This window comes from Burkholderia sp. Ac-20392, assembly GCF_017104585.1.
Classification (GTDB): Bacteria; Pseudomonadota; Gammaproteobacteria; order Burkholderiales; family Burkholderiaceae; genus Burkholderia; species Burkholderia lata.
On sequence record NZ_JAAGPB010000054.1, the window covers coordinates 1 to 22,871 of the forward strand.

Annotated in this window: 21 protein-coding genes; 12 read left to right on the plus strand and 9 right to left on the minus strand. The window is 66.9% G+C overall.

Features of this window, described 5'->3' with window-relative positions; all coding sequences use genetic code 11:
• The coding region (locus tag G3N99_RS10220; RefSeq protein WP_206122320.1) for an acyl-CoA dehydrogenase family protein at window positions 1–1,109 on the minus strand (1,109 nt) is incomplete at its 3' end.
• On the opposite strand from G3N99_RS10220, the gene G3N99_RS10225 reads away from it, so the two are divergent.
• The 5 genes from G3N99_RS10225 (at window position 1,059) to G3N99_RS10245 (ending at window position 6,258) form a co-directional block, all read left to right on the plus strand.
• Window positions 1,059–1,433: a hypothetical protein gene (locus tag G3N99_RS10225; protein WP_206122332.1), complete on the plus strand. Its 375-nt coding sequence runs from the start codon at window positions 1,059–1,061 to the stop codon at window positions 1,431–1,433. The genes G3N99_RS10220 and G3N99_RS10225 overlap by 51 nt on opposite strands.
• A 178-nt stretch (window positions 1,434–1,611) precedes the next feature.
• Window positions 1,612–2,172, plus strand: coding sequence for an FMN reductase (msuE, locus tag G3N99_RS10230; RefSeq protein WP_206122321.1), 561 nt, complete (start codon window positions 1,612–1,614; stop codon window positions 2,170–2,172).
• 36 nt (window positions 2,173–2,208) lie between these two features.
• Window positions 2,209–3,312, plus strand: coding sequence for a dimethylsulfone monooxygenase SfnG (gene sfnG / locus G3N99_RS10235; protein ID WP_174987931.1), 1,104 nt, complete (start codon window positions 2,209–2,211; stop codon window positions 3,310–3,312).
• Window positions 3,313–3,486: 174 nt separating this feature from the next.
• A complete protein-coding gene (locus tag G3N99_RS10240) occupies window positions 3,487–4,716 on the plus strand; it encodes an SfnB family sulfur acquisition oxidoreductase (RefSeq protein WP_206122322.1) in 1,230 nt (409 codons plus the stop codon).
• A 93-nt stretch (window positions 4,717–4,809) separates the two neighbouring features.
• Complete coding sequence (locus G3N99_RS10245) at window positions 4,810–6,258, plus strand: APC family permease (protein ID WP_206122323.1); 1,449 nt, start codon at window positions 4,810–4,812, stop codon at window positions 6,256–6,258.
• A 97-nt stretch (window positions 6,259–6,355) separates the two neighbouring features.
• Here the strand turns inward: G3N99_RS10245 and G3N99_RS10250 are convergent, their stop codons facing one another.
• Window positions 6,356–7,003: a LysE family translocator gene (locus G3N99_RS10250; protein ID WP_174943291.1), complete on the minus strand. Its 648-nt coding sequence runs from the start codon at window positions 7,001–7,003 to the stop codon at window positions 6,356–6,358.
• Window positions 7,004–7,113: 110 nt separating this feature from the next.
• Between G3N99_RS10250 and G3N99_RS10255 the strand changes: the two genes are divergently transcribed.
• Window positions 7,114–7,965 (plus strand): LysR substrate-binding domain-containing protein, encoded by an 852-nt coding sequence (locus G3N99_RS10255; RefSeq protein WP_174945688.1) that lies wholly within the window; start codon window positions 7,114–7,116, stop codon window positions 7,963–7,965.
• 22 nt (window positions 7,966–7,987) lie between these two features.
• Here G3N99_RS10255 and G3N99_RS10260 read toward each other — a convergent pair whose 3' ends face one another.
• The gene (locus G3N99_RS10260; RefSeq protein ID WP_174945690.1) at window positions 7,988–8,884 is read right to left on the minus strand and encodes a LysR substrate-binding domain-containing protein; all 897 of its coding nucleotides are present in this window, start codon (window positions 8,882–8,884) and stop codon (window positions 7,988–7,990) included.
• Between the two features lie 153 nt (window positions 8,885–9,037).
• Between G3N99_RS10260 and G3N99_RS10265 the strand changes: the two genes are divergently transcribed.
• Window positions 9,038–12,091 (plus strand): FAD-binding and (Fe-S)-binding domain-containing protein, encoded by a 3,054-nt coding sequence (locus G3N99_RS10265; RefSeq protein WP_206122324.1) that lies wholly within the window; start codon window positions 9,038–9,040, stop codon window positions 12,089–12,091.
• Between the two features lie 93 nt (window positions 12,092–12,184).
• Here G3N99_RS10265 and G3N99_RS10270 read toward each other — a convergent pair whose 3' ends face one another.
• From G3N99_RS10270 to G3N99_RS10280, 3 genes are all read right to left on the minus strand, one after another.
• Window positions 12,185–12,487, minus strand: a complete 303-nt coding sequence (locus G3N99_RS10270) for an XRE family transcriptional regulator (RefSeq protein WP_174943279.1) — start codon at window positions 12,485–12,487, stop codon at window positions 12,185–12,187.
• An 87-nt stretch (window positions 12,488–12,574) separates the two neighbouring features.
• Window positions 12,575–13,729 (minus strand): branched-chain amino acid ABC transporter substrate-binding protein, encoded by a 1,155-nt coding sequence (locus G3N99_RS10275; protein WP_011350378.1) that lies wholly within the window; start codon window positions 13,727–13,729, stop codon window positions 12,575–12,577.
• A 641-nt stretch (window positions 13,730–14,370) separates the two neighbouring features.
• Window positions 14,371–15,270 carry an EamA family transporter gene (locus tag G3N99_RS10280; RefSeq protein WP_206122325.1) on the minus strand — a complete coding sequence of 300 codons (900 nt, stop codon included), beginning with the start codon at window positions 15,268–15,270 and terminating at the stop codon, window positions 14,371–14,373.
• A gap of 57 nt (window positions 15,271–15,327) precedes the next feature.
• Here G3N99_RS10280 and G3N99_RS10285 point away from each other — a divergent pair, with 57 nt between their 5' ends.
• The 4 genes from G3N99_RS10285 (at window position 15,328) to G3N99_RS10300 (ending at window position 18,467) form a co-directional block, all read left to right on the plus strand.
• Entirely contained in the window at window positions 15,328–16,314 is a 987-nt protein-coding gene (locus G3N99_RS10285; RefSeq protein WP_206122326.1) for a LysR substrate-binding domain-containing protein, read from the plus strand.
• 194 nt (window positions 16,315–16,508) lie between these two features.
• Window positions 16,509–17,177: a nitroreductase gene (locus tag G3N99_RS10290; protein WP_174943270.1), complete on the plus strand. Its 669-nt coding sequence runs from the start codon at window positions 16,509–16,511 to the stop codon at window positions 17,175–17,177.
• 112 nt (window positions 17,178–17,289) lie between these two features.
• On the plus strand, window positions 17,290–17,745 hold the full coding sequence (locus G3N99_RS10295) for a sodium:proline symporter (RefSeq protein WP_206122327.1): 456 nt from the start codon (window positions 17,290–17,292) through the stop codon (window positions 17,743–17,745).
• A gap of 209 nt (window positions 17,746–17,954) precedes the next feature.
• Window positions 17,955–18,467, plus strand: a complete 513-nt coding sequence (locus G3N99_RS10300; RefSeq protein WP_206122328.1) for a hypothetical protein — start codon at window positions 17,955–17,957, stop codon at window positions 18,465–18,467.
• 118 nt (window positions 18,468–18,585) lie between these two features.
• Here the strand turns inward: G3N99_RS10300 and G3N99_RS10305 are convergent, their stop codons facing one another.
• The 3 genes from G3N99_RS10305 to G3N99_RS10315 form a co-directional block, all read right to left on the minus strand.
• A complete protein-coding gene (locus tag G3N99_RS10305; RefSeq protein ID WP_174945703.1) occupies window positions 18,586–19,230 on the minus strand; it encodes a glutathione S-transferase in 645 nt (214 codons plus the stop codon).
• A gap of 117 nt (window positions 19,231–19,347) precedes the next feature.
• Window positions 19,348–20,520 (minus strand): porin, encoded by a 1,173-nt coding sequence (locus G3N99_RS10310; protein WP_174943258.1) that lies wholly within the window; start codon window positions 20,518–20,520, stop codon window positions 19,348–19,350.
• 152 nt (window positions 20,521–20,672) lie between these two features.
• Window positions 20,673–21,506, minus strand: a complete 834-nt coding sequence (locus G3N99_RS10315) for a helix-turn-helix transcriptional regulator (protein ID WP_047853069.1) — start codon at window positions 21,504–21,506, stop codon at window positions 20,673–20,675.
• 242 nt (window positions 21,507–21,748) lie between these two features.
• Between G3N99_RS10315 and G3N99_RS10320 the strand changes: the two genes are divergently transcribed.
• Window positions 21,749–22,870, plus strand: a complete 1,122-nt coding sequence (locus tag G3N99_RS10320; RefSeq protein WP_174989936.1) for a polyamine ABC transporter substrate-binding protein — start codon at window positions 21,749–21,751, stop codon at window positions 22,868–22,870.
• The last annotated feature ends 1 nt before the right edge of the window (window position 22,871 follow it).

Consider the following 22,871-nt stretch of genomic DNA (forward strand, 5'->3'; position numbering starts at 1 on the left):
CCGCGCTCCGCATGCGTGAGCGCGGCATCGCGCGACCATGCGGCGTCGAGCCGGTCCGCCGCGCGGTCGGCGAGCACGCGCGCGGCTTCGAGCCCGACCCAGAATTCGCCGTACTGGCCGAGGATGTACGGATCGTCGCCGGTGCTCGAGACCTGTGCGCCGGGCCACGGCCGCGCTTCGTGCAGCGTGTAGTGCCGCGCGTCGTTGAACGCGGCTTCGGCGATGCCGAGATACACGTTCGTCAGCACGAGCTGCGCGACGAGCGGGCGCAGGCACGCGAACGGCGTCGCCAGCGGGCCGGGGTCCGTCAGCAGTTCGTGATCCTCGACGCGCACTTTCTCGAACGTGACCGTGCCGCTGTCGGTCTGGCGCTGGCCGATGTTGTTCCAGTCGTCGGCGATCGAGATGCCGCTGCGCTGCGTCGGCACGGCGGCGATCAGGAATGCGCGCGTGTCGGCGTCGTGCGCGGACGCGATCAGCATCTGCGAATCGAGCGCGCCCGAACAGAAACTCTTCTGGCCGCTGAATTCGTGCCAGGCGCCATGCGAGCGGCTGAGCGTGCGCTCGTCGAGCGGATTCAGCGCGTTGCCCCAGAACCACTGCTGGCGCGCGGTGCGCTCGAACCACGATTCCCACTGCGCGGGCGCGCCGAACAGCCGCACGGTCGCGAGCATCAGGTGATGGAAACCGAACACGTGCGCGAGCGAACTGTCGGCCGCCGCGAGCACGCGGACGACGTCGAGCGTCGTGCGCCAGCTCGCGCCGAGGCCGCCGTAGGCAGACGGGATGCTCAGCGCGAGCAGGCCGCTGTCGCGCAACTGGTCGCGCTCGGCCTTCGGCGTGCCGCCCTGCTGGTCGCGTTCGGCCGCGGTGCATGCAAAGCCGGCCGCCAGACGCTCGGCGGTTTGCAGGGCGTCAGGGGGCGCGGGTTCGTCGCGGGCCGGCGCGACGACGCGCAGGCCTTCCGCGCGAGGCGATACGGAAATGGGTGTCATGTCGATGAATGCGTCGGGCTGCTGCACGAAAGCGGTCAGGTCGCATAGGGCGTTGCTGACCGGGTGCTGCTTGATCAGCAGAGTGTTCAACGTTTTGCGCAACGCAGGAAACATCGATTTCTGATAACCAATGCGGGAATGCTGCGCTGGACGCAGCCGGGCACGGAGATCTCGCGCAGCGCGGCGATCAGTTGCACGCAGCGCGACGATGCAGCAGCCATGTCGGCGATATCGCAAGGGCGGGACGCGTCACGCTGGCACGTGAACGCGAACAGCCGGCGCGAATGCATGCCAATGGACGCCGCGCACTTGCCGGAATCCGTGTCGAAGCGGAAAGGCGCGGGTGGCGCACGCCGTGCTGCTGATCACGCAGCAGCGCATCAGCAGCGTTGTTTCCCCGAGTTCATCGCGTTGCGGAATATGGTTGTGATGCCGTGACTGGCACGCTTATCAACGTGGGGCGTTCGGTGGGAACGCCGTGACAGGCCGTCGATCGCGATGCATTTCGTCATGCAGACGATCGTTTTCCCTCTCGATGATCGAAATGGCACGCTCCTTGCTGACCCATGACGTGACGGGTGCGTCGGCACCCGACTCGACAATGGGAATGCAATCGATGAGCAATGCAATCAACGTAGTCGCGATATCGGGCGGCCTGCAACGACCGTCGCGCACGCTGGCGCTGACCGACGCGATCGTCGCGGCACTCGGCGCCGCGCTGTCGATCGAAACGCGGCTGATCGAACTCGGCGAGATCGGCGGCCAGCTGGCCGGCGCGCTGACGCGCACGCAGGTGCCGGCCGACCTCGATGCGCAGATCCGCGCGATCGAGACGGCCGACGCGCTCGTCGTCGCGAGCCCCGTGTATCGCGCGTCGTACACGGGCCTCTTCAAGCACCTGTTCGACCTCGTGCATCACGAAGCGCTGATCGACGTGCCCGTGCTGCTCGCGGCCACCGGCGGCAGCGAGCGTCATGCGCTCGTGATCGACCATCAGCTCCGTCCGCTGTTCAGCTTCTTCCAGGCCCGCACGCTGCCGATCGGCGTGTACGCGTCCGAAAGCGATTTCGACCAGTACCAGATCACGAACCCGGCGCTGCGCGCGCGTATCGCGCTTGCCGTCGATCGCGCGGTGCCGCAACTGCGCCCGCATGCGCTTTCCGTCGCGGCCGCATAGGCGGGCTGCATTTTCTCTTCCGACCAGGACACACTCATGAGCCATACCGACCCTTCCGCCGACGGCGTCAAGTTCGCCTACTGGGTGCCGAACGTCAGCGGCGGCCTCGTCGTCAGCACGATCGAGCAGCGCACCGACTGGAGTCTCGAATACAACCAGCAGCTCGCACGCACGGCCGAGGCGGCCGGCTTCGAGTACGCGCTGAGCCAGATTCGCTTCACGGCCGGCTACGGCGCCGAATACCAGCACGAGTCGGTGTCGTTCAGCCAGGCGCTGCTGCATGCGACGACGAAGCTCAAGGTGCTCGCCGCGATCCTGCCGGGGCCGTGGCATCCGGCCGTGGTCGCGAAGCAGCTCGCGACGATCGACCACATCTCGAACGGGCGGGTCGCGATCAACGTCGTGAGCGGCTGGTTCAAGGGCGAATTCACCGCGATCGGCGAGCCGTGGCTCGAGCACGACGAACGCTATCGGCGCTCGAAGGAATTCATCCAGGCGCTGAAGGGCATCTGGACGCAGGACAACTTCACGTTCAAGGGCGACTTCTACCGCTTCAACGACTACACGCTGAGCCCGAAGCCGGTGCAGAAGCCGCATCCGGAGATCTTCCAGGGCGGCAGCTCGCGGGCCGCGCGCGACAACGCGGCGAGCGTGTCGGACTGGTACTTCACGAACGGCAATACGCCGGAGAACCTGAAGGCGCAGATCGACGACATCCGCGCGAAGGCGGCGGCGAACAACCATCGCGTGCGCATCGGCGTGAACGCGTTCGTGATCGCGCGCGATACCGAGGAAGAGGCGCAGGCCGTGCTCGACGACATCATCCGGCACGCGCACGTCGAGGCCGTGCATGCGTTCGGCGATGCGGTGAAGCAGGCCGGCAAGGCGTCGCCCGAAGGCGAGGGCAACTGGGCGAAGTCGACGTTCGAGGATCTCGTGCAGTACAACGACGGCTTCCGCACGAACCTGATCGGCACGCCGCAGCAGATCGCCGAACGCATCGTCGCGCTGAAGGCGATCGGCGTCGATCTCGTGCTCGCAGGGTTCCTGCATTTCATCGAGGAAGTCGAGTACTTCGGCAAGCGCGTGCTGCCGCTCGTGCGCGAACTCGAGGCGCAGCGGCAGGCCGTTGCCGCGTAATACGGAGGCCGGCGCGCGGCGGGCAATCACGCGTGCCGCGCGCGGGCTGACCGAACGGGTGACGCCGACCATTCTTGCGGGTCATCCAGGTTTGACATTTCGGATATCGAAACAGGAGGTTGGCGGATGCTTCGCGGCACCGCCGGCCGATTCATGAGCTTTGCCGGAAATCACATGTCTACGGAAATCATCGAAGAAAACGTACAACCGCAAGCGGGCGCCACGCCCGTTCCCGTGATCGGCTCGGATGCCGAGGCACTCGACGTCGCGCACCAGGTCGCGGCGCGACTGGCCGAGCACGCCGCGTTGCGCGACCGCGAGCGCAAGCTGCCGTTCGACGAGATCGAGCTGTTCTCGTCGAGCGGCCTGTGGGGCATCACGGTGCCGCGAGAGTACGGCGGCGCGGAAGTGTCGAACGTGACGCTCGCGGAAGTGATCGCGATCGTTTCGCAGGCGGACCCGTCGCTCGGCCAGATCCCGCAGAACCACTACTGCCTGATCGAGGACATCCGCCTCGAAGGCAGCGATGCGCAGAAGCGCTTCTTCTTCGATCTCGTCCTGAAGGGCACGCGCTATGGGAATGCGTTCTCCGAAGCGGGCGGCAAGAACGTGCTCGACATCCAGACGCGCGTGCGCCGCGACGGCGACGCATTCGTGCTGAACGGCCGCAAGTTCTATTCGACCGGCACGCTGTTCGCGCACTGGATTCCGGTGCTCGCGCTCGACGAGTCGGACCAGGCCGTGCTCGCATTCGTGCGGCAGGGTGCGCCGGGGCTGACCGTCGTGGATGACTGGAGCGGCTTCGGGCAGCGCACGACCGCGAGCGGCACGGTGATCGTCGAGAACGTGCGCGTGAGCCCGTTCGAAATCTTCCACACGCAGCGTTCGTACGACCGTCCGACCTTCGCGGGCCCGTTCGCGCAGATCACGACCGCCGCGATCGATCTCGGGATCGCGCGCGCCGCGCTGCAGGACACGATCGCGTTCGTGCAGCAGCATGCGCGCCCGTGGATCGACAGCGGTGTCGAACGCGCGAGCGAGGATCCGCTGACGGTCGCGCAGATCGGCGACATCGCGTACCGCGTGCACGCGGCCGAAGCGCTGCTCGCGCGCTCGGGGCGCTTCGTCGACGCGGCGAAGCGCGAGCCAAGCGAGGAAACGGTCGCGCAGGCCGCGATCGCGGTCGGCGAGGCAAAGATCGCGACGACCGAAGTGTCGCTGCTCGCGGCGAGCAAGCTGTTCGAGCTCGGCGGCAGCAAATCGACGCTCGCGAAATACAACTTCGACCGCCACTGGCGCAACGCGCGCGTGCATACGCTGCACGACCCGGTGCGCTGGAAGTATCACGCGATCGGCAACTACTACCTCAACGGCGTGAAGCCCGCGCGCCATTCCTGGAACTGACCGGATCGTGCCGGCGTATTCCCCGCAACGAAACATGAGCAAGGAAACCAGGTGGCCCACGCGGCGCCGTTTCATTCCTGACGAGATCAATCGATGAATCATCCAGCAAGCTCCGCGCAGGCACTGCCTGCGCACAATGCCGTGCCGCAGGCAGGCGGCCTGCGGCGCAACTACCTGAGCCTGCCCGAACTGATCGCGCAGTCGATCGGCCTCGTCGGCGTGTCGGGCGGGATCGGCGTGCTGATCCCGGCCGTATTCGCGACGGCCGGCAATGGCACCTGGCTCGCGTACCTGTTCGCGATCGTCGCACTGCTGTTCGCGTCGTGGAGCATCTCGGTGTTCGCACGCGACTCGGCGTCGCCGGGCGCGCTGTATGCGTACGTGTCGGCCGGCATCGGGCCGGTCTGGGGCGCGATCTGCGGCTGGTCGCTGCTGATTGCCTATGCGGTGGCCGCCGCGGGCATCCTGCAGGGGACGATCAACACGTTTCTGGTGCTGGGCCGCGAGACCGGGCTGCTCGGCAGCGCGACGTCGCTCGGCGCGGTGCTCGGGCTGACGATCGTCACCGCGTTCGCCGCGTGGTACATCGCGTTTCGCGACATCCGGCTGTCCACGCGCTTCACGCTGTTCGTCGAGCTTGCGACGCTGCTGCTGATTGCCATCGTCGTGATCGGGACGATCGCGTTCGGCGGGCATCCGGTCGACCGCGAACAACTGACGCTCGAAGGCGTGAAGCCGACGCAATTGCAGCTCGGGATGGTGCTCGCGTTCTTCAGCTTCACGGGGTTCGAGAGTGCGACGGTGCTCGGCGCAGAGGCGCGCGACCCGTTCCGCGCGATTCCGCGCGCGGTGCTGATCAGCGTCGTCGGGCCGGCCATCCTGTTCGTGATCGGCGCGTACGGGATGGTGAGCGCGTTCCACGGGCAGAAGCCGCCGCTCGATCAGGTCGACGGCCCGCTCGCGGTGCTCGCGCATCGGCTCGGGGCCGGCTGGGTCGGCGTGCTGATCGACGCGGGCGTGGCGTTGAGTTTCTTCGCGGCGTTCTTCTCGTCGATCAATGCGGCGGCGCGGATCGTCTATACGTTCGGGCGGCAGGGCGTGCTGCATGCGTCGACGGGCCAGGCGCACGAGCGGAATGCGACGCCGCACGTCGCGGTGGCGCTGATTACGGTGCTGGCGCTGGCCACTGCGCTGGTGTTCACCGCACGCGGCACCGCGCTGCTCGATTCGTATGGCTATCTCAGCTCGATCGCGACGTACGGCTGGCTGCTTGCGTACGTGCTGGTGGCGATCGGCGCGCCGCTTTACTTGCGCCGGCAGCGCCGGCTGCGTGCGCGGCATGTGGCGATCAGCGTCGTCGCGGTCGTGCTGCTCGCGATTCCGCTGGCCGGCAGCGTGTATCCGGTGCCGGCGGGCGTCTATGCGTGGCTGCCTTATGTGTTCGTCGCGCTGCTGGCCATCGGGCTCGGGTGGTTCCTGGTGCTGCGCGTCCGGTTTCCGGAGCGGTTGCGCGAGCTGGAGGCCGAACTGTTGACGAAGTGACCGAGTCGCACCGACGGCGTGTTTCCTGCATGACGGCCGGTGGGCAACGTTGCCCACCGGCCGCTTCCGTTTCAGTTCAGGGGCGCACTAGCAGCCGTCACGCCACGCCCGCCATCCTTGACGCATCGATCACCATCTGCACGCCCAGCCCGCCAAGAATGAGCCCCATCGCCCAGCGCTGCGCGAGCAGCAGCATCGGGCGCCCGTGCAGGAACTTCGCGATGCTGCTCGAACAGATCGCCACCAGCCCGTTCGCGGAAGCGAACGCGGCGATCAGCAGCGAACCGAGAAACAGCGATTGCCCGAGCACGCTGCCATTCCGGTAGTCGATGAACTGCGGCAGCAACGAAATGAACAGCATCGCGAGCTTCGGGTTCAGCACGCTGGTCGTCGCGCCCATCGCGAGCAGTCGAAGCGGGCGCTCGCTCGGCAATGCCTGCACCTCGAACGGCGAGCGGCCGCCGGGCCTGACGGCCTGCCACGCCAGATACAACAGGTATGCCGCCCCGATCACGGCGAGCCCGCTGCCCGCATAGGGCACGCTCATGAACAACGTCGTGATGCCGAACGCCGCGCCGAACATGTAGAACAGGTAGCCGATCATCACGCCGCCGAGCGAGATGAGCCCCGCCGTGCGTCCTTGCGCGATCGAGCGCGACATCACGTAGACCATGTTCGGCCCGGGCGTGACCGCGAGCATGCCGCCGATGACGAGAAATCCGTAGAGCGATCCGGACGTATGCATGTCTGTTGATTCCTGCAACGAGTGAGAGCTGACGGGATTCATTGTCCGGCCGTGGAGGTGAACAGTAAAACGGGATAAACTGAATCGATTAATCAGTTTTTCTGAATACGATGAAAAAGCTCGACCTCGATGTGCTCGCGATGGTGGTGGCCGTGGCGGAATCCGGATCGTTCGCGCAGGGCGCGCAGGCCGTGCACCGGTCGCCGTCGGCGGTGAGCATGCAGATCAAGGCGCTGGAAGATGCGCTCGGCAAGCCGCTGTTCATCCGCGACACGCGCAACGTGACGCCGACCGACGACGGCACGATGCTCGCCGAATACGGCCGCCGGATGCTGGCGATGCGCGACGAGGCCTGGGCGTCGGTCGTGCGCCCGGAGATCCGCGGCCGCGTGACGATCGGCGTGCCCGACGATTACATCTCGTCGCTGCTGCCGCAAGTGCTCGGCAAGTTCGCCGCGATGCATCCGCGCGTGGAAATACGCGTGATCGGCCAGCCGAGCAGCGCGCTCGTGCCGATGCTGAAGGACAACACGGTCGACCTCGCGTGCCTCACGCGGATCAAGGGCGTGACCGGCGAGCTGATCCGGCTCGAACCGCTCGTCTGGGCCGGGTCGCCGAAGCGCAACGTCTGGGAAGAGCGGCCGCTGCCGGTGGCTTTTTTCACGCACGGCGGCAGCGCGGCGCGCGATCACGCGGTCAAGGCGCTGAACCGGCGGAAGATCCCGTACCGGATGTCGTACGAAAGCCCGAGCCACCTCGGCCTGCTCAGCATGGTGGAGGCCGGGCTCGCGGTCGCGCCGCTGGCGCGCTGCTGCGTTCCGGATCATCTCGTGCAGCTGTCGGAAAGCCACGGGCTGCCGCCGCTCGGCGAAATAGAGGTCGTGCTCGCGCGCAGCGCACAGTCCGCGCGCCCGCCGTGCGACTACCTGGCCGAGCAGATTCTCGGCGAATGGCGCACCTGAGCGGCCCGCCGCCGGCCGCGTTTCAGCACGACTTCAGCAGCCATTCGCGGAACGCGACGAGCGACGGCAGCGTCTCGTTCCCCGGCGGGTAGACGAGGTAGTAGCTGCGCTGGCTGGTGATCGCGTCGCCGATCGACACGAGCTCGTTGCGGCTCAACTCGTCTTCCACCAGCACCTTCGGCACCAGCCCGATTCCCATCCCGGCCCGCACGGCCTGGATCAGGTGCGACGTGAGCTCGAAGCTCGGGCCGATGCGCATCTGCCGATGGTCGAGCCGATAGTGCGAAAACCATTCCGCCCACGCCTGCTGGTTGCTCGTCACGCCGAGCAGCGTCTGCTTCGCGGCCCACGCCGGCGTGCGCGGGTCGGCCTTGCGGCGGCTGCCGCTGCCCGTGTCGGGCGGCGCGATCGCGATCAGGAACTCGTTGTACAGCCGGTGCGCGTGCAGGCCCGGCCAGTCGCCCGCGCCGACGGTAATCGCCGCATCGAGGTCGTCGTTGAGGAAATCGATGCCGCCGATCCGCGAATGAAGGTGCACGGTCACGCCCGGATGCGCGGTGTAGAAGTCGTGCAGGTGCGGCAGCAGCCACTTCGAGCCGAATGTGGGCAGCGTCGCGAGCCGCAGCGTGCCGGCGCCCGCCTGATGCGACATCGCCTGCAGCGTCGCGCCGCGGATGCGCCCCAGCGCGCCGCTCAGCTCGGTGAAGTAGCGGCGCCCGACCTCGGTCAGCTTGACCGAGCGGCCCTCGCGCCGGAACAGCGGCACGCCGAGCTGATCCTCGAGGGTCTGAACCTGCCGGCTGATCGCGCTCTGGCTCAGCGACAGCTCCTCGGCCGCGCGCGTGTAGCTTTCATGCCGCGCGGCGGCCTCGAACACCAGCAGCAGCGACATCGACGGGGTGAGGCGACGGTAATTCATGAGTTTTATGCAATATTCGCCGGAGCAGAATTCGTTTGTTTCTCGCGAAGTATCCAAAGATACTGGAATTCCCGGTCGCGTGGAAACTTGCTAAAAAATCATGTTTCGGCCACGCGAGCCGGCCGGTTCCACCCACACTCCCGCTTTTGCCCCATGTCGATCGCCTCGTTGCCCCGTCCCGCCAACCCGCCCGCGCATGCGTACCGTGACTTTCTCGCCGCGCTGCAGGCCGCCGGATTCGCCGGGGAAATCCGCGCGGACCACGCGAACCGGACGGTGCAGGCGACTGACAACTCGATCTACCAGCGCCTGCCGCAAGCGGTGATCTGCCCCGCGCATGCGGACGACGTCCGGTTGCTGGCGCGGCTGCTCGCCGAGCCTGCGCATCGCGACGTCGCGGTGGCCGCGCGCGGCGGCGGCACGGGCACCAACGGGCAGTCGCTGACCGACGGCGTGGTCGTCGACCTGTCGCGCAACATGAACCGGATCCTCGAAATCGACGTCGAGCAGCGCTGGGTGCGCGTGCAGGCGGGCGTCGTCAAGGACCAGCTCAATGCGGCGCTGAAGCCGCACGGGCTGTTTTTCGCGCCGGAGCTGTCGACGTCGAACCGCGCGACTGTCGGCGGGATGATCAACACCGACGCGAGCGGGCAGGGCAGCTGCACGTACGGCAAGACGCGCGACCACGTGCTCGAACTCGATTTCGTGCTGATGGGCGGCGAGCACCTGCACAGCGACGCGCTCGCGGACGACGAGCTGGAGCGCCGCTGCGCGCGCCAGGACCGCATCGGCAAGGTGTACCGCACCGCGCGGCGCATCAGCGACGACAAGGCGGCGCTGATCGAAGCGAAGTTTCCGAAGCTCAACCGCTGCCTGACCGGCTACGACCTCGCGCACCTGCGTGAACCCGACGGCCGTTTCAACCTGAACAGCGTGCTGTGCGGCGCGGAAGGCTCCCTCGGCTTCGTCGTCGAGGCGAAGCTCAACGTGCTGCCGATCCCGAAATATTCGGTGCTGGTCAACGTGCGCTATGCGGGCTTCATGGACGCGCTGCGCGACGCACGCGCGCTGCTCGCGCATCAGCCGCTGTCGATCGAGACGGTCGACTCGAAGGTGCTGATGCTCGCGATGAAGGACTTCGTGTGGAGCAGCGTGGCCGAGTATTTCCCGCATGACGATGCTCGGCCGACGCTCGGCATCAACCTGATCGAATTCAGCGGCGACGACGCGGAGGACGTCGATGCACGCGTGCGCGCGTTCGTCGACCATCTGCGCACCGATACGAGCGTGGAGCGCCTGGGCCACACGCTTGCGGCCGGCGACGATGCGGTGAAGCGCGTGTATGCGATGCGCAAGCGCGCGGTCGGCCTGCTTGGCAACGTGCAGGGCGAGGCGCGTCCGCAGCCGTTCGTCGAGGACACCGCGGTGCCGCCGGAAAACCTTCCCGCGTACATCGCCGAATTCCGCGCGCTGCTCGACGGCCACGGGCTGCAATACGGGATGTTCGGCCACGTCGATGCGGGCGTGCTGCACGTGCGGCCGGCGCTCGACATGAAGGACCCGAAGCAGGCGGCGCTGGTGCGGCCCGTGTCGGATGCGGTGGCGGCGCTCACGCAGCGGCACGGCGGCCTGTTGTGGGGCGAGCACGGCAAGGGCGTGCGCTCCGAATATGCGCCGGCGTTTTTCGGCGAGCTGTATCCGTCGCTGCAGCAACTGAAGGCCGCGTTCGATCCGCACAACCAGTTCAACCCGGGCAAGATCGCGACGCCGCCGGACCACACGATGCGGCTGCTGAAGATCGACGAAGTACCGACGCGCGGCGACCACGACCGGCAGATCGACGAACGCGTGTGGCAGAGCTACGGCACCGCGATGCATTGCAACGGCAACGGCGCGTGCTACAACTTCGACCCGGACGATGCGATGTGCCCGTCGTGGAAGGCGACGCGCGAACGCGTGCAATCGCCGAAGGGGCGTGCGTCGCTGATGCGCGAATGGTTGCGCCTGCAAGGGCAGGCCGGCGTCGACGTCGTCGCGGCCGCGCGTGCGCGGCAGCCGTTCCTGAGCGGCCTTGCCACGCGCTGGCGCAACAGCCGCGCGGCGCGCAACGGCGAAGCCGATTTTTCGCACGAGGTGTACGACGCGATGGCCGGGTGCCTCGCGTGCAAGTCGTGCGCGGGGCAGTGTCCGGTGAAGGTGAACGTGCCGGAGTTTCGCTCGCGCTTTCTCGAGCTGTATCACCAGCGCTACCTGCGGCCGCTGCGCGACTACCTGATCGGTTCGCTCGAATTCACGATGCCGTGGATGGCGCGGGTGCCCGCGCTGTACAACGGGCTGATGCGGGCGGGATGGGTGCGCACGGTGCTGGAGCGGCACGTCGGCATGGTCGACAGCCCGCTGCTGAGCCGCTTCGATCTCGCGGCGGTGATCCGTCAATGGCGCGTGAAGCCGGCCGACCCGCAGGCGCTCGCCGCGCTGAGCGACGCGCAGCGCGCACGCAGCGTCGTCATCGTGCAGGACACGTTCACGCGCTATTTCGATACCGAGCAACTGGCGACGCTGATCGAGCTGGCGGCGCGCATGGGCTTTCAGGTGTGGCTCGCGCCGCTCGCGCCGAACGGCAAGGCGCTGCATGTGCAGGGCTTTTTGCGGGTGTTCGAGAAGGCGGCGATCCGCAATGCGACGCAACTGGCCGCGCTGGCGCGCTCGGGCGTCGCGCTGGTCGGCCTCGATCCGGCGATGACGCTCACGTATCGGCAGGAATACCTGAAGGTGACCGGGCTCACCGATGTGCCGAAGGTCGCGCTGCCGCAGGAATGGCTGCTGCAGGCGCTGCCGGAAGCCGGCGCCGGTGGCGACGGCGTGCCTATGTCGTACCGGTTGCTGCCGCACTGCACCGAGAAGACCAATGCGCCCGACAGCGGCAAGCAATGGGCGCAGGTGTTCGCGCGACGCGGGCTGCGGTTGCAGGTTCAGGCGGCCGGGTGCTGCGGGATGTCGGGCACCTACGGGCACGAGGCGCGCAATCTCGCGACGTCGAAGACGATCTATTCGCAGTCGTGGTCGGCGCACGTGGACGGGCCGGACGACGAAGGTGAGGCGCTGGCGACCGGGTATTCGTGCCGTAGCCAGGTGAAGCGGATGTCGTCGAAGCAGGTGCGCCATCCGTTGCAGGCGCTGCTCGATCACGTGCGGGTGGCGGGGTGAGGGTCGGGCGCGGCATGGCGCGTTGCCCGTGAGAGGACTTCCATTCCAGCGTCGAGCGGCAAGCTCCGTGCCGCTGTCGACGCATGCCTGCGCTCAGGCGTCGGGTTTCGCTGTCTTTCTGGAACGCGGCTTGTCCACCGCAGGAAACGTGCCGCCGCCGCGCGGCCGTTTTGGTTCGATCCGCATCTGCCGGATCACGCGCCGGAAATCGATCTCGTGCGCAGCCATCGTGCCGATCAGTTTCGCGATGACCGCGAGGTGAGACGGGACCGTGCCCTTGCTCGAATAGTTCGTGATCGAACTTTCGTTCATTCGGATCAGGCGGGCGAACTCGCGCGCCGTCAGCTGTGCCTTCTTCAACTCCTGTTGAAATTCCGCATACGCCATTGCACACATGATGCTTCGTCTCCGTGAATCAGAAATCGGCCCGCGCGGCGCCGGCGCCGACGGGTGGCGTCCCCGTCGTGCCAGCGCCGCGGCGGGTTACATCTTCACCTGGTCGACGAAGGTCTTCTTGCCGCTCTTGTAGCCGTAGATCGAGATGATCCCGTGCGTCAGGTCGCCCTTCGAATCGAACGTCGTCGTGCCGATCACGCCGTCGTACTTCGTCGCCGGCATCGCGGCGAGGATCTTCGCCGGATCGGTCGAGTTCGCGCGCTTCATCGCGTCGACCGCGATGTAGACCGCGTCATACGCGAACGGCGCATCGAACTTGATGCCCTGGTTGAAGCGCTTCTGGTACTTCGCGAGGAAGTCCGCGCCGCCCGGCATCTTCTCGAGCGCAGCGCCTGCCTGCGAGCACGTCACGTTGTCGGCCGCCGGGCCGGCCAGGTCGGCCAGCGAGTCGGTGCACACGCCGTCGCCCGACAGGATCTTCGCGCGCAGGCCGAGCTGCTTCGCCTGCTTCGCGAGCGGGCCGCCGGTGGCGTCCATGCCGCCGTACATGATCGCGTCCGGGTTCTCGCCCTTGACCTTGGTCAGAATCGCGCGGAAGTCGACCGCCTTGTCGTTGGTCGCGTCGTGCGACAGCACCTTCAGGCCGAGCGCCTTCGCCTTCTTCTCGAACTCGTTCGCGAGGCCCTGGCCGTACGCGGTCGAATCGTCGATCACCGCCACGGTCTTCACGCCCTTCGACTGCGCGTAGCTCGCGAGCGCCGGGCCTTGCTGCGCATCGGTCGCGACGACGCGGTAGGTCGTCTTGAAGCCTTGCTGCGTGTAGGTCGGGTTCGTGGCCGACGGCGAGATCTGCACGATGCCCGCGTCGCTGTAGATCTTCGACGCCGGGATCGACGTGCCCGAGTTCAGGTGGCCGATGACGGCGACGACCTTGTCGTCGACGAGCTTCTGCGCGACCTGGGTGGCCTGGCGCGGGTCGGCCGCGTCATCCTGCGCATCGAGTTGCAGCGTGATCTTCTTGCCGCCGATCGTGAGGCCCTTCGCATTGATTTCCTCGACCGCGAGGCGCGCACCGTTCTCGTTGTCCTTGCCGAGGTGCGAGATGCCGCCCGTCGTCGGTTCGACGCTGCCGATCTTGACGACCTGGTCGGCCATCGCGGTCGACGCGGCCGCGAATGCGGCGGCAGCCAGTGCGACGGTGATCAGGGGTTTGCAGCGCATGCCGACAGTGCTTCGTTCCATCTGCCATCTCCGATTTGAATGTCTTTCTATTGACGTCTCGACCGGCCGACAGCGAGGTCGGGGCGATCGGACGAGTCTCCATACCCATCATGGGCTTCACTTGCATCGCGTCCGGCACCTCGACATGCCGCCCGGACGAGCGGGTGAATCGGGGCCTGAAACGGTGCAATTCGTATGAATATATATGAAGCCGATTTTGCGCGCTGCAGCGAATCGCGTAGCGGGGCGGTCGGAGCACGGCCGGCGCCTGAAATTCGCAGGCGCCGGATGCCGGAAATCGTGCGCCGCGGCAGGCCACAGGCTGCGATTCGCTGTCGACGGCCTTACGGCCGCATCCATTATTCGGCCGGTGGCCGGGGCGAAGCCATGGACACTGATGCGCGGTCAATCCGGAACTGTTCGGTCGATTTGTCTGCACAGTTTGGACGATTTCGATTGCGCATCCGGTTGCGGGGTCATGCTTCATCGGGATCGATGTCCTCGTTTTAACGCAACTAACGGTCAAGTCCGGCAGCATCGGCGAACTGGCGCGGGTCGACAGTCCACGCGATGCATTCCGCTTTGCAGATGCCGGGGTTCGTCCCGATCGCCTCGCTTGCGGATCGTCGGGCCGATCGCGCCTGCCCGACGTGGCGCCGGGTCTACGAACGTCCGCGCAACGCCACGAAGATCACGCCGGCGATCGCCAGCAGGCCGCCGCACACCGTCTCGATACCGGGCTGCTCACCCGTCAGCACCATCGACAGGACCGTCGCGACCGCTGGCGTCAGATAGAGGAAGTTGGCGGCGCGCGCCGCGCCGAAGTAGCCGAGCGCGAATGTCCAGGTCGCGTAACCGAGCGCGGCGGGGAAGATGCCGAGCGTCAGCACGGCCAGCGTCGTGTCGCGCGACCCGCTGCCTAGCGCCACGAGTGCACCCGGCAGCCAGGGCGAGAGCAGCAGCGCGCCGGCCAGCAGCGTGTACGCTGTGCAGGCCAGCGCGCCGTACACCGGAATCAGCCGCCGCTGCAGCACGAAATAGCTGGCCGAACACAACGCCGCGCCGAGGATCAACGTGCTGCCGGCGCCGAGGACGAGGCCGCCCGGTTGCCCGCGCGCGATCACCGCGATGCCGGCCAGGCTGACCAGCGAGCCGAGCCAGCCCCAGCGATTGAAGCGCTCGCCCAGAAACACGGCGGCCAGCAGCGCCGTGAAGATCGGCAGCGTGTTCACGATGAAGCTCGCCGCGCCGGCCGAGACGGTCTGCTCGCCGGTATTGAGCAGCGCGTTGTAGAGCGCGATGCCGAGAAAGCCGCACAGCAGGAAGCGTAGTGCGTCGCCCCGTGTCGGCACGCGTGGCCGTCGCGCGATCAGCCACGCGATGATCAGCACGGCCGCGGTGGCGAAGCGCGCCGCCGCGAGCTGCAGCGGTGTGAGGCCATGCAGGCCGATCCGGATGAACGGGAAAGCGGACGCCCACGAAACGATCGTGAAGGCGACCGCGCTGGCCGCGATCAGCGGCTGCCGCGCATGGCGCGACGACGGGGTGGAGAGCGTGTTCATGCGGCAATGATGCGGCGTGGCAAGATGCTAAGCTAGCGCACAGATCAGCATGCAGATATGACCATGATTCACAGCTCAAGCCGGCGGACGGCCGGTGCTTCAGCCCGCGCAAAGCGCGCGCCAGCGGGGTCGCCCGCCGCAGCGCCGGCGCCGGGATCGCGGCCGCCGCTCGCGAGCCTCGAGACGGTGTGCACGGTTGCGCGCGAGGGGTCGTTCCTGGCTGCGGCCGACGTCTCCGGCGTGACGCACGGCGCGATCAGCCGGCGCGTGGCCGCTGTCGAAAACTGGCTCGGCCTGAGATTGTTCGAACGTCATGCGCGCGGTGTGCGTCTCACGCCGGACGGCCAGCGCTTCGTTGGCCGGATCGAGCAGGCGTTCGCGATCATCGACAGTGCGGCCGATCAGTGGCGCTCGCCGCGTACGCCGCGACTGGTCAGGATGAGCGTGGTGCCGGCCTTCGCGCAGCTCTGGCTGTTCGAGCGCCAGCATGCGCTCGAGAGCGAGGCGCCCGCATTGCGGATCGAGCTCGGCATCGATCTGCGCAACGTGGATATCGCGGGCGGCGAAGCGGACCTGTCGGTCCGGTACGGGCGCGGCAACTGGCGTCAGCTCGAAACCCGCGCGTTCATGCCGGAGCGGCTCTATCCGGTCGCGCATCCGCGGCTCGCCGCGCAACTGGCGAAGGAGCGTCGCCGGCGCGGCGATGCCGCATTGCTCGACCTGCCGTTGCTGCGCGATTCCGATGTGACCGGCTGGCGCACGTGGTTCGATGCATTGGGCGTGCCATTCAAGCCGCGCGCGCAGGATCGCCGTTTCGAGGATTACAACCTCGTGCTGGCGGCCGCCGAGGCCGGGCTCGGCGTGGCGCTGGCGAGGGTCCCGCTCGCCGACGCCTATCTCAAGCGCAGCGAACTCGTGCGCGTGAGCCGGCACGAGGTCGATTCGGTGCTCAGGTATTACTTCGTGCATGCGAAGGGGGAGAATCGGCCCGAGGTGCTGGCGTTGATGGAGCGGATGCGGGCGGCGGTGGGGGCTGGCGGCTAGCGGCGGCCCTGGCCGGTGTATCGTGACGACCCCGCCACGGAACGCGCGTGGGGGTGAAGAATGCGTTGTGCGATACGCGGCACTAGGCTCGGGCCGCCGGATCGACGACAATGCGACCGCGAAAAACGATGAGGTGGAGAGATGAACGAGATTCAAAAAGGTATGCATCCGTGCGGATGCAAGCGAGGTCAACAATGAACAAGCCGGACAAGTCGTCGAAAGCGCGTGCCGCGCTCGACCAGCTGTTTTCGGGCATGGCGCCCGCGGATGCGACGCGCGCGTCGCGTCCGGGCAATCCGTTCGAAGCGAGCGCAGACGACGCATCCGCCGGCACCGGCGGGCGCAGCGGTATCGAAGTCACGCTGTCGACCCGGATCCAGTTGCGCGGCTATCCGAATGCGAACGCATTCATGAAGCGCATGGCCGAAGCGTGGGGGCTGGAGTGGGGGATGTACGACAGCGTCAAGGCCATCGCGACGCTGCCCGCCGGATGGCGCGCGCGCCGGCTTCCGGAAGTCACGCAGATCGTCGACGGACACGACGTGCTGCGCGCGGAGAGCAGCCTGCAGGGCGGCGAGATGTCGTATCTGAAAGTGCATCCGCGGTACTACATTGACGCACGCAAGGGATTTGGCTGGGGCAAGTCGTCGAAGGCATCCGACGATCCGGATCTCGACGGCCCCGACTGGAACTGTTTCGTAATTGATCGCGAAAAATCCATCGAAGTGCATGAACTGACGACCTCGTCGCTGAAAGCCGACATGGACAATGCGCGGGCGACGTTGCTGAAATGGCTGGACGAGAACTATCCGAAACATCGCGATCCTTTCGCGTACTGGTCGGATTGCGAAGGGGCGTCGTAATTTTGCGTGGCCGCCCGGTTCGGCATTGCGGGCATGCCTCGCCCGACCGGAATCGGAGCGGGTGGGACGCATGCCGCTTCGATGCATCGGCCGGGTGCGGCGGGAGCGCCAATTGAAACGAGCCGGTTTCGTCCCGGTTCTCTGGGCCGCATTCGGTGCGGCGGCCGGTTCGACCGTCGTCGAGTTGCTGCTCTGGCCGATCGTCGGCGACGACGCGATCGGGAACCTGTTGCGCGACTCACGCCTCACGGCCGCGATCGTGATGGGGCGCGGCGTGCTCGGCGCGTCGGTCGGCTTCGATCCGCTCGTCATGGCGGTCGCGACCCTCGTACATCTGGCGCTGTCGCTGACCTACGCGGCCGTGCTGGCGAAGGCGATTCGCAACCTGTCGCGCGCGGCCGCGCTCGTCGCGGGCGGCGCGTTCGGCCTCATCCTGTACGGCGTCAACCTGTACGCCTTCACCGCGATCTTCCCGTGGTTCATCCCGGTTCGTGGCGCGATCACGCTCGTGGCCCATCTGGTATTCGGGATCACGGCAGCGGCGGCCTACCGCTTCGCCAGGCGCTAGGTCGGGAGAAGCGGGTTCCCGCATCGATCATTCGCACCCGACCCCTGGAATAAGCCGGCGCGCTGCATCGTTTAGCCGTCAGGAGACCCTGTACGAAGCGGCGGCACGTAGCGCCGCGTGATGAATCGTGCGCAAGCAATCCGAGCGGCCGGGCGCCGCCAGCGGCGCGCGCGATCGAGTGGTCGGGGGCAATCAGGCAGGAGCCGATCATGTGCAACTGGTTTCGATCCGGGATAGGCATCGTCTGTCTCGGCTGTTCCGCGGCGGTGTTCGCGCAAACGTACGACGATCTGGCGGACGAGACGACGAACTGCCGGGCGGTCGTCGCGCAAGCGAACATCGACGGCACGGAGCAGCAAATCGTCGGGCGTGCGTGCCTGCAGGACGATGGCACATGGCAGTTCGTGCAGAGTCCCGATGGTAGCGTTCTATGGTATCCGGCGGCGGACTATCCGTATGCCGACCTGTGGTACTGGGGGCCGCCGCTTTTCATCGGCGCAGGCGTGGGCTTCGTCTTCGTCGATCGCTTCCACCACTTTCACCATTTCCACCACTTCGATCACGTCGTCCACTTCAACGGGACGGAGCATCGCCGCTTCGGCATGCCGGTCGGCGCCGGTTTTCACCACGGCGCGTTCCCGGCTGGCACCGCCAGCCACGGATTCGGCGGCATGCGTCAGTTTGGCGGCGTGAGCGGATTCGGTGGAATGCGGCGACACTGAGGCCGCATCTACGGGATCGATGCGAGCCTCGGCACGCGAAGCAGTAGACCGGCGATCAGGTAGCACGCGACCCCGCCGGTCACGGCGAACTTCCGGAACAGGGCGGCCGGCACGATGCCTAGTCGAGCCGCCCGCGCAAGTCGTCGAACGGAATCATCACGTGCGTGCGATACGCGGGCCGCGCTTTCAGCCGTTCGTACCACGCTTGCACGTGCGGGATGTCCGGCCGCGCGATGTCGAGTTCGAAGTAGCGATACAGGTGCGTGCCGGCCGCGATGTCGGCGAGCGTGATTGAATCGCCCGCGAGAAACGGCTGCCCGGCCAGCGCCGCATCGAGCGCCTGGAAGTGCTGCGCGCACTGCGCGATGCTTTGCTCGACGCGCGCCGTGTCGCGCTGCTCGGGCGGCGTCCGGAAGTAGCCGCGGAACACGCCGTTCAGGAACGTCGGCTGCAGCGTGGTTTGCGACCAGTCCATCCAGCGGTCGGCGCGCGACTGTTCGGCCGGGTCGTCGTGCCAGAAGCCGGGGCGTCCGTAACGCGCGGCGAGGTAGCGCAGGATGCTGTGCGATTCCCAGACGACCGTGCCGCCGTCGTCGATCACCGGTACGCGCCCGTGCGGGTTCATCGCGAGAAAAGCGGGCGTATCGAGCACGCCGAACTGCCCGCCGGCCGGCACGTGCCGATGCGCGAGCGCAAGCTCGTCGACGAGCCACATCACCTTCTGGACGTTGAATGCATTGCGGCGCCCCCAAACGGTCAGCATGCCGGCCTCCTTGTATCGTGCGGAACGGGATCGCGAGAGTGTAAACGCAGCAGGCGCGCACCGCGGTGCGCGCCTGCCGAATGTCGTCGTTGTCATTGCCGCCGCGCGGCGACGCGATCAGAACTTGTGGCGAATCCCGACGATCGCGAGTTCCTGCGTATCGGTGCCGGAGTTCACGCCGTACGAGCCGACCGACGCGGCGGCCTTCACGACCGCGCCGTTCGCGTTGAGCGTGTTGCCGCTCGCCTTCTGGTAGCCGAACAGCGCATACAGGTCGGTGCGCTTCGACAGCGCGTAGTCCGCGCCGAGGTTGACCTGGTTGTAGTGCGCGGAACTCGGCCCCGTCAGCGACGTGTAGTTGTAGCCGACGCCCGCGCGCAGCGCCGGCGAGAACTGCCAGTTGAAGAACGCCGAGCCGTTGTTGAACTTCGCGTTCTGGCTGAACGCCGACAGCGTGTCCGCGCCGTACTGCGTATTCGAATACGCGAGGCCGAAGGTGGCGGGCCCGGCCACGTACTGGCCCGCCACGCGCACGATCTGGATCGACTTCGCGCTCGAGAAGCCCTGGTTGATCACGGTGTTGAACAGCGTGTCCGAGCTGCTCGACCACGTGCGCACGCCGTTCGCGACGGAGGAGCCGCCGTTCGCGTAGAAGAAGCCGGCGCCGAGCGACAGCGGGCCGTTCGCGTAGCTTGCGCCGAAGCTGTACGTACGGCCGCTGCCGGTGGCGCCCGCGACGCCGCCGAAGCCGTACAGGCCTTCGAACTGGAAGCCCGAGATCAGCGGGCTCGTGTATTTCACGGAGTTGCTGACGCGCAGGCTGTTGTCGTAGTTGTCGAGGTCGCCCGGCGTCGCGAACACGCCGCCGAAATAGTTGTCTTGCGTGAGGCCCTGCACGAGATCGACGACCGGATCGTACTGGCGGCCGAGCGTCACGGTGCCGTACGTGCTGCTCGCGAGGCCGACGACGGCCTTGCGGCCGAATTCGCGTCCGCCCTGGCCGAGCGCGCCCGTGCCGATGTTGAAGCCGTTCTCGAGCTGGAACAGCGCGGCCAGGCCGCCGCCGAGATCCTCGGTGCCGCGCAGCCCCCAGCGGCTGCCCGACAGGTTGCCGCTGCTGAACTTGACGAGGCTCGACGCATTGCTGCCGTTCGCGTTCTGCGCGTTGTGCACGTACGCGATGCCCGCATCGGCGATGCCGTACAGCGTGACGCTGCTTTGTGCGTGCGCGCCGGCGGCATAGAGCGCGGCCGGCAGCGCGAGCAGTGCGAATGAACGGATCTGTTTCATTGTTGGATTCCCCCGTTGGTCGAATGGTCTGACGAGTCGGTGAACGATACGGACGGCGCATCGTCAAGGGAACCAATAAATTGTCGGATCGTTATGAGGCGGCGCGAGGATGGATGCGCGCGCAACTGGCTGGCGACCGGTGCGCAGGGATGCTATGCGTCGTGCCGCCGCGACGCGTTTCTCAGCACGAGCGTCATCAGTTGCCGGCGTGAATCGACGCCGAGTTTCGCGAACGCGCGCTTCGCATACGTGTCGACGGTGGACGTCTTGAGCCCCATCGATTGCGCGATAGCCGCCGACGTCATGCCCTGGATGAACGACGCGCAGACGTGCATCTCGCGCGCGGTCAGGCGCTCCTGCCATTCCGGCAGCCATTGCGCGACGAGGTCGAGATCGAGTTCGTCGCGTGGCGCGTCGTCCGCCGAGATTGCGCCGAGCAGGCGCTTGTGCGCGGACGCCAGCGGCAGCACGACTTGCGAAAGCTGCTTCAGCAGGCTCAGCTCCTTCAGCGAAAACGGCGGCAGCCGCCGCGAGCGTGCGATCGAGATCGAGTAGCGCGTGCCGCCCGTCACGCCGGCGATCACGCATTCGTCGTGAATGTCGCCGGCATCGAAGAACAGATGGCGCAGCTCGCTCGCCACGCGCTGCGCGGACACCTGCAGCAACTGCACGTCGTTTTCGGTTTCGATCGCCGCGTACGTTGCATCGTCGCTCGCATAGCTGCGGTAGTAGTGGCGCATCACCTGCGCGACCAGCTCGGGCTCGCGGCCGAAACTGCCGATCCAGCCGACGCTGCGCCGGCCGGAAGACGCGCTGCGCTCGTAGTCGAGATGCACGGCGTCGAAATCGACGTAGCGCACGAGCGTGTCGTAGACGGCGCGCATGAACTGCGGCGTCCCGACGGCTTGTGCGATGTCGCCCAGCGTTTCGGTCACGAACGCGACGTGGCTCAGCGGGAGATCGGGGGCGGGCAGCGCAGCGCTCATGACGTCGTGTGTCGAAGATTTTCAGGTGGCGCTACAGGTATCACGAATATTTTCGACTGCCTACGCGGGAATCTACCCAAACGGCTGGAATCGACGTCGCCGTTTGTCCCGGTTTTCGGGACTGACGCTGGCGGCCGCGATCTCTACATTGACCCTTGTGCTGAACACCGCTTGACGGCGTTGACGCGAGTCCGGACCCGGACCGGGCGCAACGGCCGATCCCCATCACAAGGAGAATCCCCATGCGTATCCGTATCCGTCGTCAACCGGCGTTGCGCGCCGCGCGCGTCACGTCGGCGGCGCTGGCCGTCGCGGCCAGCCTGTCTGTCCATGCCGGCGACACCAACCTGAACGTGTACAACTGGTCGGAGTACGTCGCGAAGGACACGGTACCCACCTTCGAGAAGCAGTCGGGCATCAAGGTGCGCTACGACAGCTACGACAGCGACGATACGTTGCAGACGAAGCTGCTCGCAGGCAGCTCGGGCTACGACATCGTCGTGCCGACGTCGAACTATCTCGCGCAGCAGATCCAGGCCGGCGTGTACCAGAAGCTCGACAAGTCGAAGCTGCCGAATCTCGCGAACCTCGATCCGGTGCTGATGAAGATGGTCGCGAAGGCCGATCCGGGCAACCAGTACGGCGTGCCGTGGGCGTGGGGCACGACGGGGATCGGCTACAACGTCGAGGCGGTCAGGAAGCGCCTTGGCGACACCGCACCGACCGACAGCTGGGCGCTGCTGTTCGACCCGGCGAACGCGGCAAAACTGAAAGGCTGCGGCATCTCGCTGCTCGACGCACCGGACGCCGCGTTCGCGGCGGCGCTGCAGTACATGGGCAAGGATCCCGAGAGCAAGAACCCGGCCGACTACCAGGCCGCCTACGACGTGCTGAAGAAGATCCGCCCGTACGTCACGCAGTTCAGCTCGGCCGGCTATGCGGACGACCTGGCGAACAACGACGTGTGCGTCGTGCTCGGCTGGTCGGGCGACGTCGGCATCGCGCGGCGGCGCACGCTCGACGCGAAGCGCTCGTACGAGATCCGCTATGTGAATCCGAAGGAAGGCGGCCTGCTGTGGTTCGACGTGATGGCGATCCCGAAGGATGCGCCGCATCCGGAAGCCGCACTGAAGTGGATCAACTACATCGAGGACCCGAAGACCAACGCGGCGATCACGAACGAGATTTTCTACCCGAGCGCCAACAAGGCCGCGCGCCCGTTCGTGACACCGGCGATCGTGCAGGACCCGAGCATCTACCTGTCCGACGCGACGATCGCGAAGACGTCGCTCGCGATGCCGCGCAGCGCCGACATCGCGCGGATGCAGAACCGTCTGTGGCTGCAGCTGAAGTCGGGCGGTTGAG

Coding starts and splice junctions, on each gene's coding strand:
- msuE (WP_206122321.1), top strand. CDS start 1,612: ATGAGCAATGCAATCAACGTAGTCGCGATATCGGGCGGCCTGCAACGA.
- sfnG (WP_174987931.1), top strand. CDS start 2,209: ATGAGCCATACCGACCCTTCCGCCGACGGCGTCAAGTTCGCCTACTGG.
- G3N99_RS10240 (WP_206122322.1), top strand. CDS start 3,487: ATGTCTACGGAAATCATCGAAGAAAACGTACAACCGCAAGCGGGCGCC.
- G3N99_RS10245 (WP_206122323.1), top strand. CDS start 4,810: ATGAATCATCCAGCAAGCTCCGCGCAGGCACTGCCTGCGCACAATGCC.
- G3N99_RS10250 (WP_174943291.1), bottom strand. CDS start 7,003: ATGCATACGTCCGGATCGCTCTACGGATTTCTCGTCATCGGCGGCATG.
- G3N99_RS10255 (WP_174945688.1), top strand. CDS start 7,114: ATGAAAAAGCTCGACCTCGATGTGCTCGCGATGGTGGTGGCCGTGGCG.
- G3N99_RS10260 (WP_174945690.1), bottom strand. CDS start 8,884: ATGAATTACCGTCGCCTCACCCCGTCGATGTCGCTGCTGCTGGTGTTC.
- G3N99_RS10265 (WP_206122324.1), top strand. CDS start 9,038: ATGTCGATCGCCTCGTTGCCCCGTCCCGCCAACCCGCCCGCGCATGCG.
- G3N99_RS10270 (WP_174943279.1), bottom strand. CDS start 12,487: ATGTGTGCAATGGCGTATGCGGAATTTCAACAGGAGTTGAAGAAGGCA.
- G3N99_RS10275 (WP_011350378.1), bottom strand. CDS start 13,729: ATGGAACGAAGCACTGTCGGCATGCGCTGCAAACCCCTGATCACCGTC.
- G3N99_RS10280 (WP_206122325.1), bottom strand. CDS start 15,270: ATGAACACGCTCTCCACCCCGTCGTCGCGCCATGCGCGGCAGCCGCTG.
- G3N99_RS10285 (WP_206122326.1), top strand. CDS start 15,328: ATGACCATGATTCACAGCTCAAGCCGGCGGACGGCCGGTGCTTCAGCC.
- G3N99_RS10290 (WP_174943270.1), top strand. CDS start 16,509: ATGAACAAGCCGGACAAGTCGTCGAAAGCGCGTGCCGCGCTCGACCAG.
- G3N99_RS10300 (WP_206122328.1), top strand. CDS start 17,955: ATGTGCAACTGGTTTCGATCCGGGATAGGCATCGTCTGTCTCGGCTGT.
- G3N99_RS10305 (WP_174945703.1), bottom strand. CDS start 19,230: ATGCTGACCGTTTGGGGGCGCCGCAATGCATTCAACGTCCAGAAGGTG.
- G3N99_RS10310 (WP_174943258.1), bottom strand. CDS start 20,520: ATGAAACAGATCCGTTCATTCGCACTGCTCGCGCTGCCGGCCGCGCTC.
- G3N99_RS10315 (WP_047853069.1), bottom strand. CDS start 21,506: ATGAGCGCTGCGCTGCCCGCCCCCGATCTCCCGCTGAGCCACGTCGCG.
- G3N99_RS10320 (WP_174989936.1), top strand. CDS start 21,749: ATGCGTATCCGTATCCGTCGTCAACCGGCGTTGCGCGCCGCGCGCGTC.